This window comes from Nitrococcus sp., assembly GCF_059432795.1.
Window position 1 is genome coordinate 1 of sequence record NZ_JBXWZQ010000072.1, and the last position, 8357, is coordinate 8357.

Consider the following 8357-nt stretch of genomic DNA (forward strand, 5'->3'; position numbering starts at 1 on the left):
AAGCGTCTGCGTGAGCGGTGAGTGAAATAATCGGCGGGCACCACGGTGACCACCCAAGGCACGGCAATCACGCTAATCAGCAGCGTAATGACCGAGAAGGCGATTAGCCACGGCATGATCGGTTCGAGAAGGTCCAAGGTACGCTCAATGCTCGGCACGAGTGGCACACTCAAATAAGTGACAGCGGAGGAGTCCAGAGGGTTCCAGGAGTCTGCAACTTATCGCACGGATAACGAGATAGACAGCCGGCTGCTTTCAAAGTGCGCTCGCATACCCTTTATACCGTGGAGTCTTCCCACACGGCGGGATCCATGAGGCATTTGCTCGGCGAGAGGGGCATTTCATCGGTAGCGAGGCAGGGGAGACGGGCGGTCGTGTCTTTGGGGTTTTCACCCGTTATCCGCGCCTAGCGCCTCATTACCCAATTGACACCACCCATACCGCGGTGACGCCCAGCAGCCCGGCCGCATACAGCGCGATTCGCCGGGCGAGAGAACCACCGCAGAGCAGCGCAACCAAGACGGCCTTCATGACGCTGTTGGATGCGGCGGCCATCAGCACGGCCTTGGCGGCAATTTCCGTACTCAAGGATTCCCCGGCCATGTAAATCAGCGACAATGTAATGGCATCGACGCCGGAGAGGCCCGTAATAATCGCCAGGCTGTATATTCCGGTCTCGCCGAACAGCTTCTGTGCGGCCTCGCTCAGCACGGTGACCAAAGCCAAAATCAGGCCGAATTGCAGCACCACCCGCAGCTTGAATGGCTTGCTCGGTTGAAGCGTTGGTGGAACCAAGGTCCCGCGTTCACTCAGCCAGGCCAACAAGGCGACGACATAGCTCAGCAGCGCCAGGCTGAGTAGAGGAACCAGCAGGCGCAAGCCGAGCGCGGAGTTGAGCGCATTGACGTAGGCAGTCACCCGCAGGAACACGGTCCCTGTGGCGAGCATGATGCCGATCGCGAGCAGCGGATGGGCGGCAGGTCGCTCGCGCCCGAAACGAGCGAAGTTGAGTGTCAAGGCCGTGGACGAGGCCAGCCCGCCGAGCACGCCGGTCAATAACACCCCGCGGCCGGGTCCGATAATCCGGATCGCGAAGTGGCCGATAAAGGAGATCCCGGCAATCAGGACCACAAACCACCAGATCCGGAACGGATTGACCGCGTCCAAGGGACCGAAGCTGCGGTTGGGGAGCATGGGCAGCACGACGATGGAGAGCATCATCAGCTGCAACGCGGCGATCAACTCTTTGCGGTCAAGCCGACGTAGCCAATTGTGCATCTCCTCTTTCAGGCCGAGCACGACGGCGACCACCACCGCGGCGGCGGCGGCGGCCTCCGGATATCCCGAGGCCGCCGCGGCGCCTAGCGCATAGGTGGCCAGAAAGGCACCCTGGCTGGTGATGCCGTATTGCTGGCTGCTTTTGGTGGTGACGAAATAGGCGGTGCTGCTGATGACGGCTATGCCCAGTATGCCAAACGCGAGAATGATGGCGCCGAAACGCACGGCCAAAAGTGCGGTGACACCGCCGAGTAGACCGATGAGCATGAACGTCCGCAGACCCGCGACTCGTTGCCCCTCGTCCTCGTCGCGCTGTTCCCAACCTCGCTCGAGACCGATAAGAAGACCCACTGCGAGCGAAATCGCAAGTGCCGCAAACGTGTCACCCAACTGCAACGGCCTCCGGCATTCGCCGCTTCCAACCCTCCACCCGCAGGCGCGCCTGCGGTGCCACGGCTGCCTTATTACCCGCCGTGTCTGCTTTCAGCCATCGGCGCCCATGTCGAGCACACAAGGTGGGACAGGCATCGGTGAGATCAAATCAGCCCGGCGAACGGCTCCACGCTGACCCACTCGCCCTCGGCAACGTCTGCGCACTCCTCGGGTAGCACGATAAAACAGTTCGCCTCGCTCATCGAGCGTAGGATACCCGAGCCCTGCGGGCCCGTGCTGCGGACCTCCAGCGTGCCATCCGCCGTGGTGGAGAGAATGCCGCGCTGATATTCCCGACGCTTACCCTTTTTGTGCAGCGCACCGCTACAGCGTGCCTTCACGGACAAGGGGGCGCGGAAGTCTTCTCCCCCCAGATAGAGCAGGGCGGGTTGCACCACTTGGTAAAAGGTGACCATGGCGGAGACGGGATTGCCCGGCAGCCCGAAGAAGGCGGCATCACCCAGGTGGCCGAATGCCAGGGGGCGGCCCGGTTTGATATTGATGGTCCAGAAATCGACCGCGCCGCGGGTCGCGAGCAAATCGGTGATATAGTCCGCCTCCCCGACGGAAACACCGCCTGAGGTAATCACGACATCCGCATTGCTACTCGCGGCGTCCAGTGCCTGTGCCAGCGTGTCGGGGTCGTCCCGTACCACGCCGAGGTCCAAAATCTCGGTGTCGAGCCGCCGCAGCATGCCGTGGAGTGTGTAGCGGTTGCTGTCATAGATGTCACCCGGACGCAGCGGTTCACCGACGCTGCGTAGCTCATCGCCGGTGGAGAAGAAAGCGACCCGCAAGCGCCGATACACCGCGATTTCCGGTTGGCCGATCTCGGCGAGCAGGCCGATGTCGGCCGGTGTCAGCCGCTGACCCCGCCGCAGGATGACCGCGCCCTTCGCGAGGTCCTCGCCGGCGGGTCGGACATTCTCGCCTCGCCGATGCTCACCCTCGACCCATACCTGATCCCCCTCGCGGCGGACCCGCTCCTGCATTACCACGGTGTCGGCCCCTGCCGGCACCATCCCACCGGTCATGATGCGCACGCACTCGCCAGGGCGAACGTCGCCGTCGAAAGGGTGTCCGGCAAACGCGCTACCGACCACGGTCAGCGAAGCCGAAGGGTTACTCTCAAGATCGCCCGCGAGCAGCGCGTAGCCGTCCATTGCGGAGTTCGCATGGCCGGGTACGTCGCTAGGGGAGCGGATGTCCTCGGCGAGCACCCGGTCCAGCGCGTCCCTGATCGATACCCGCACTGTCAGCCGCAGGGGCTGCAACGCCGTGCGGACCCGTTGGCGCGCCTCGTCCACAGACATCGACGGGCCGTCATGGCCACAGCCTTTTTGCGATTTGATCTCGCCCGCTGTCGTGCTCATGCCTTCCTCCGAGTTGCGGGGTGAGCGCCTGTGAGGCGCAACGCCAGAGCGTCACGCTCCGCAAGCGTATTCAAATTGATGAAGCGGTCATTCTCATCCGAGAAATCGGCGATGGCCAGCCGCCGGCTCTGCAGCCACGAGATGAGCTTATGCTCGCCCGCCGACAAGGTCTTCTCGACCTCGCCGCGCAGCCACGTCGGGACGAGGGCGTATACCGGGTGCACACGTTCGCTCGTGCGCACCGTGGCCAGCTCGGCTCCGTTTTCCACCAACGCTTGGTGCAAGCGTGGCCCGAGGTCCGCGGCCAGCAGCGGCCCGTCACAAGGCACCGTCAACACCCACGGAGTTTCGGCTGCGCCAAGGGCGGCGGCAAGGCCACCGAGGGGTCCCGGATAGTCGAGCTGAGTGTCGGTGATGACCCGACAGCCCAGCTCGGTATAGGCTTGGAGGTTGCGATTGGCGTTGATCAGTATCGTGTTGACCTGTGGTCGCAGCGCGGCCAGTACATGGGCCGCCAAAGGGCGCCCGTCGAGTAAGACCAGACCTTTGTCCACGCCACCCATGCGAGTCGCGCGGCCGCCGGCCAGTATGACGCCGGTGATGCGCTCGCGCGGGTAATCGCCTTTCATGATCCTGCCTCCACGCTGATGAAGTCTCGAACGGGTCCAAGACCGAGCGTTCCGGGGCGGCCGCCGTTCTACTACCAAAAACCGCACGCTCCGTCGGGGGCGCGCTGTTGCAGCCTATCCGGCCACCTACGAGGCTTCGGGGAATACCGACCACGCGGCCACCGGGGCGCAGCCAGTCATCGTGGCTTAGCTTGGCGCTTGCGCGGACCCGCTTGTGATTAAGCGTGCCGAGCTGTAGGGGTAATGCCAGACTAGCACAGGTGCACGGTGAGCTCAGAGACGTCGAATAACATCCACGATAGGGTCGGGTGCGCGCATCGAGGTGAGGACGACGCGGTCCAGAGACTCGCTGTCGGCCAGGGCGTTCTCAGCCACGGCTCGAGCGCTACGACGCAGCTCAGGGGTATCCACTTGATTGATGATCGGGATGAGCCGGGCGCTTTCGAGGTTCTGACGTGCTCCCTGCTCGGAGGTCAGTAGCCGCGCCAGATGGCGCGGCTCGAGGATTTGGCCACGATGCGCCCCTGTTACGCTCTCCAGGCGGTCGACTCGATGCGCGACGGTCTCGTCCAACGGTTGACCGATGGCACCGGCGGAAACCACGAACAATATGACATCGGCCCCCGTCGGTATGTTGGGTTCCTGTGCCGCCGGCGCTTTGATCTGCCGCATTCGGGCGCCATCGGCTTTGACCAAGGTCAGCTCGAATCCGGCCTCCTCATGCAGGGGCGCAACGGCATGCACCGATACTCCACCAAGGCGCGCTGGTTTCTCGGAGGGGCAGGCGAACAATACCCGTTGATTCGCGCGCGCGCTTTTGACGACCGCTGCGGCGAGCTCTGCCTGCGGGGCGATGATGCGCTCGGCTTGCAGTTCGGGCGGAAATGGCGCCATGAACACCGTCGTGGTTATCCCAACCCGACCCGGGTGTGCTGCGGCGAGGCGATAGAGCGTCGTCTTCTTGCCCCCCGCGCCGACTGCACAGACGATGCCGTGGTGGGCTTCCAGTACATCCAATATGGATTCGGTCACCTTTTGCTCCCTCCGTAGCAACGCAGTTCTCGCAGTGTCTGCTGAAGGGATCGTTCACGATCTGCTCGAGCATTCGACGGTATCAACCGGCAAAAACCCGCCTCCAGGAGTGAAGATTGCTGGGTGCAGGAGGCATTGTGCCACGAGTCCAGCGGCCCCACATTATCCTTTTAGGTACGCTGGCAAGCGGCGGGCATGTGTCGCCGCCGTCGTGGTGTGATGCGCGATTCGTGCAGCATTTCTGCGGAGTTTACGCCAGCTTGTATTGCAACACGCGAGTCGTACCTCACAGGCCTTGCGCCGGAGAGGCGAGATTAAAATCGATAGCGGAAACCAGCAGAGAACATCGGTGTATAGGTGAAGTTCTGGAAGGTGGGTCCAAGCTTCGTGTCGGTACCGCCTGCGCCCATGTAGTCCGGATTTAGAGAATTCGCGCTGCCTGGCGCTACGCTTTGAAAGACTAAACCGAGGTCCAATTGCAGCCGAAAGTTACCGTCGCGCCCGAACTGATCGTTCCAACCAAGGCCGACATAGGGTTTGACGTTATCCAAATAATTGCGATCACGGCCCCCGGCGCCATTGCCACCGGCGCGATATCGACCCACGGCGCCAAGTGCGCTCGAGCGGCCAAAGCTCGGCCAGCCGAGGTCGCCATATAGCGCGCCGCCCGTTAGGTGCAATCCCCCGGGGAGGACCTGCCAGTCGACAAGCGCGGAAGCCGAAAACACCGGCGTTGTCTCGTCAGCCAAAGCACTGTGGAGCTGATCGGTTGTTGAAAAGACATTGTATCGGCTGACGCCGAAGCGGAAGTTAAGCTGATTCGACAGCGGGGTGATGAGTTCGAATTGAGGATGCATCGGAGAACGCCAGCCCATCGGCGCATTATCGCCCGCACGGACGCTCGGCGTGGCGATTGAGGCCAGGATCCCCAACGTTACGATCAGAACCGCACGCATGCGCACAATGCAACCCACGTCCCTGTCTGTCGATTGTTGATATTGTATGTCGATCATGTCGTATTTCTTGTTAAATAGTTAGGCCAACGGGCGGGAAGATGCAAGGCGCCGAATGATCGAATTTTCGAGTAATCGTGTTGACTGCCATCAATTCACTGATTCTCAGAGTAATTTACATATATTATCGAATTGTTATGACTAACTCGCCGAGTCGCCGCTGGATTGAGTCCCGCTTTGCCAGGGCCCCGACGCCGCAACAGTATATCGATGCGGATCCGGTTCATCGAGATCTTACCGCGGCGGCGGTGCTGGTTCCATTGGTCGAGCGCGGTCAGGGAATACATGTGATCTTGACTCGTCGCGCCTCCCACCTACGCGAGCACGCCGGTCAGATCAGTTTCCCAGGGGGGCGCATCGAGCACGATGATGCCTCGCGCTCCGCCGCGGCCTTGCGCGAGGCGCAGGAGGAGATTCGCCTGCCGCCCCAGGCGGTATTGTTAACCGGCACGCTGCCCACCTATCGCACTGGGACCGGCTTCGTGGTCTACCCCGTGGTTGGTTTTGCCGATCCGAACGTTGAGTTGGTCCCGGACCCGGTCGAGGTCGCCGAAATCTTCGAGATTCCCTTGGCGTACGTGCTTGAATCAAGCAACTATCAACCTCTGGCCTTGGTCTCGCGCGGGCGTAGAGTCACCTACTGGGCCATACCTTACCAGAAGCACTATATCTGGGGTGCCACGGCGGCGATCCTACGAGAGCTCTATCATCTGCTCCTCGGGCAGTGCGATTCCGTGCAAGCGCCCGTGGAAACGCCTTGACGAGGGATCGTTCGCGATGTGCGAGCTACTGGGCATGAGCGCCAATGTGCCGACGGATATCTGTTTCAGCTTCACTGTCCTGATGCGGCGCGGTGGGCATACCGGCCCTCATCGCGATGGTTGGGGCGTTGCGTTCTACGAGGGGCGAGGCTGCCGTATCTTCCAGGATCCCCGGCCCAGCGTCGACTCCGAGATTGCCCGCCTGCTGCTGCGCTATTCGATCAAGAGTTGCAACGTAATCTGTCATATACGCCGGGCCACTCACGGCCGGGTCGCGCTCGAGAACACACATCCCTTCCAGCGCGAGCTCTGGGGGCGTCCGTGGGTGTTCGCCCATAACGGCAAGCTCAGGAAGGTGAAGCGCTGGGCATTGAGTAACTATTATCGCCCAGTGGGCACGACCGACAGTGAATACGCTTTTTGCTGGCTGCTCGGCCGCCTCCGGGAGCGGTTCCCCGAGCCGCCACGGCGTCGTGAGACGCTTTGGCGCTATGTTGCGGGGTTAGCGCGTGAGTTGCATGTTCTGGGGACGTCCAACATGCTCATGAGTGACGGCCGGGTGCTTTATGCGTTCTGCAGCACTCATTTGGCCTGGCTCACCCGCTGCGCGCCGTTCGGTGAGGCGAGATTGCTCGACGCCGAGATTACGGTGGATTTCGCCAAGGTGACGACGCCCAATGACGTGGTGACCGTCATTGCGACCCGCCCCCTGACGAGCAATGAAACATGGACCACCATGTCGCCGGGCTCGCTGGTGGTTTTCGATGGTGGATTTCCATTCGATGTGGGTAGCAGCGGCAGGATTCGACCCTTGTCGCTGCGACACCCCTGCTTAGATAGCAGAAGTGGGCCGAGCCCGGGATCGCGGGCTCGGCGATCGTAATCAGCCTTCCGAAAGCAGGGTTTGCAGGTCGAGTATTGCGGCGTTGGCCCGGGCGAGATAGGAGGTCAGAATCAACGAGTAATTGGCTGTGAATCCGAAGCCCCTGCCATTCAGCACCATTGGGCTCCACACCGCGTGCTGCGAGTTTTCCAGTTCGCGTATAATATTGCGCATGCTCACCAACGCGTTCTTGTCCTCGAGGACGGGGTGGAAGTCGATCTCGGCCGCCCGCAGGAACTCAATGATTGCCCAAGCCGAGCCGCGCGCCTCATAGAAGACATCGTCCACCTCAAGCCAAGGTGTCTGGCTGTAAACCTGCTTGCCCGGTTCGGTGTCGGCTTGGCGACCGCTCGGCTCTCCTCCCCGGCCGGCGTTGACCTGGTGTTCTCCGACACTGGCGCTGAGACGTTGCGATAGGCTTCCGAGCCGTCTGTTTACCAAAGTCAGCCACTCGGCGAGGTTATCGGCGCGGGCAAAGAACTCCGCCTTCCCATTCGCCAGCCGAGCCAGATAGCGATCCAGCGCTTTCACCCCCTTGCGGTATTCCGCTTCGGTGGCCGGGAACATCCAGTTGTCCGTTGGGAAACTGAACTGGGGCTCCGCGACGGCAAGGTCTTTATCCTCGGCGGATTGGGAGCGCGAACGGGCTATGTCGTTGCGCAACGAGCGCGCGAAATCCCGCACCTGAATCACGACGCCGTATTCCCAGTTTGCCATGTCGGCCATCAGCTCCGAGGGCGGAGCAATGTCGTTGCTCAGATAACCCCCGGGCTTTTCCAGCAGCACTTCCACGGTGTGTGCCAGGGTCGCGGTCATGACAAATCCGGGCACCTCGGCAGGGTCTACCCCCTCTGGGGCGCGTTGCTCGGCGGCATTCATTACATTGAATAGGTCTGGTGAGCGGTTCCAATAGACGGCGAGCCCGAAACCGACGAGCAGCAACAGAACCACGACGA

Annotated in this window: 8 protein-coding genes; 2 read left to right on the forward strand and 6 right to left on the reverse strand. The window is 61.8% G+C overall.

Annotation, left to right across the window (positions count from 1 at the left end; genetic code table 11):
- Positions 1–417: 417 nt before the first annotated feature.
- The 5 genes from AC52Q4_RS05775 to AC52Q4_RS05795 form a co-directional block, all read right to left on the reverse strand.
- The gene (locus tag AC52Q4_RS05775) at positions 418–1668 is read right to left on the reverse strand and encodes an MgtC/SapB family protein (RefSeq protein WP_495535851.1); all 1251 of its coding nucleotides are present in this window, start codon (positions 1666–1668) and stop codon (positions 418–420) included.
- A 146-nt stretch (positions 1669–1814) separates the two neighbouring features.
- Entirely contained in the window at positions 1815–3083 is a 1269-nt protein-coding gene (gene moeA, locus AC52Q4_RS05780; RefSeq protein WP_495535852.1) for a molybdopterin molybdotransferase MoeA, read from the reverse strand.
- The gene (gene mobA / locus AC52Q4_RS05785; protein ID WP_495535853.1) at positions 3080–3712 is read right to left on the reverse strand and encodes a molybdenum cofactor guanylyltransferase MobA; all 633 of its coding nucleotides are present in this window, start codon (positions 3710–3712) and stop codon (positions 3080–3082) included. The genes moeA and mobA overlap by 4 nt, the downstream gene beginning before the upstream one ends.
- A gap of 273 nt (positions 3713–3985) precedes the next feature.
- Positions 3986–4744 carry a selenium cofactor biosynthesis protein YqeC gene (gene yqeC, locus AC52Q4_RS05790; protein ID WP_495535854.1) on the reverse strand — a complete coding sequence of 253 codons (759 nt, stop codon included), beginning with the start codon at positions 4742–4744 and terminating at the stop codon, positions 3986–3988.
- 314 nt (positions 4745–5058) lie between these two features.
- Entirely contained in the window at positions 5059–5757 is a 699-nt protein-coding gene (locus tag AC52Q4_RS05795) for a hypothetical protein (protein ID WP_495535855.1), read from the reverse strand.
- 137 nt (positions 5758–5894) lie between these two features.
- Here AC52Q4_RS05795 and AC52Q4_RS05800 point away from each other — a divergent pair, with 137 nt between their 5' ends.
- A complete protein-coding gene (locus AC52Q4_RS05800; protein WP_495535856.1) occupies positions 5895–6518 on the forward strand; it encodes a CoA pyrophosphatase in 624 nt (207 codons plus the stop codon).
- Positions 6519–6534: 16 nt separating this feature from the next.
- On the forward strand, positions 6535–7401 hold the full coding sequence (locus tag AC52Q4_RS05805) for a class II glutamine amidotransferase (RefSeq protein WP_495535857.1): 867 nt from the start codon (positions 6535–6537) through the stop codon (positions 7399–7401).
- On the opposite strand, the gene AC52Q4_RS05810 is transcribed toward AC52Q4_RS05805, so the two are convergent.
- The coding region (locus AC52Q4_RS05810) for a DUF2333 family protein (protein WP_495535858.1) at positions 7402–8357 on the reverse strand (956 nt) is incomplete at its 5' end.

Coding starts and splice junctions, on each gene's coding strand:
- moeA (WP_495535852.1), bottom strand. CDS start 3,083: ATGAGCACGACAGCGGGCGAGATCAAATCGCAAAAAGGCTGTGGCCAT.
- mobA (WP_495535853.1), bottom strand. CDS start 3,712: ATGAAAGGCGATTACCCGCGCGAGCGCATCACCGGCGTCATACTGGCC.
- AC52Q4_RS05795 (WP_495535855.1), bottom strand. CDS start 5,757: ATGATCGACATACAATATCAACAATCGACAGACAGGGACGTGGGTTGC.
- AC52Q4_RS05800 (WP_495535856.1), top strand. CDS start 5,895: ATGACTAACTCGCCGAGTCGCCGCTGGATTGAGTCCCGCTTTGCCAGG.
- AC52Q4_RS05805 (WP_495535857.1), top strand. CDS start 6,535: ATGTGCGAGCTACTGGGCATGAGCGCCAATGTGCCGACGGATATCTGT.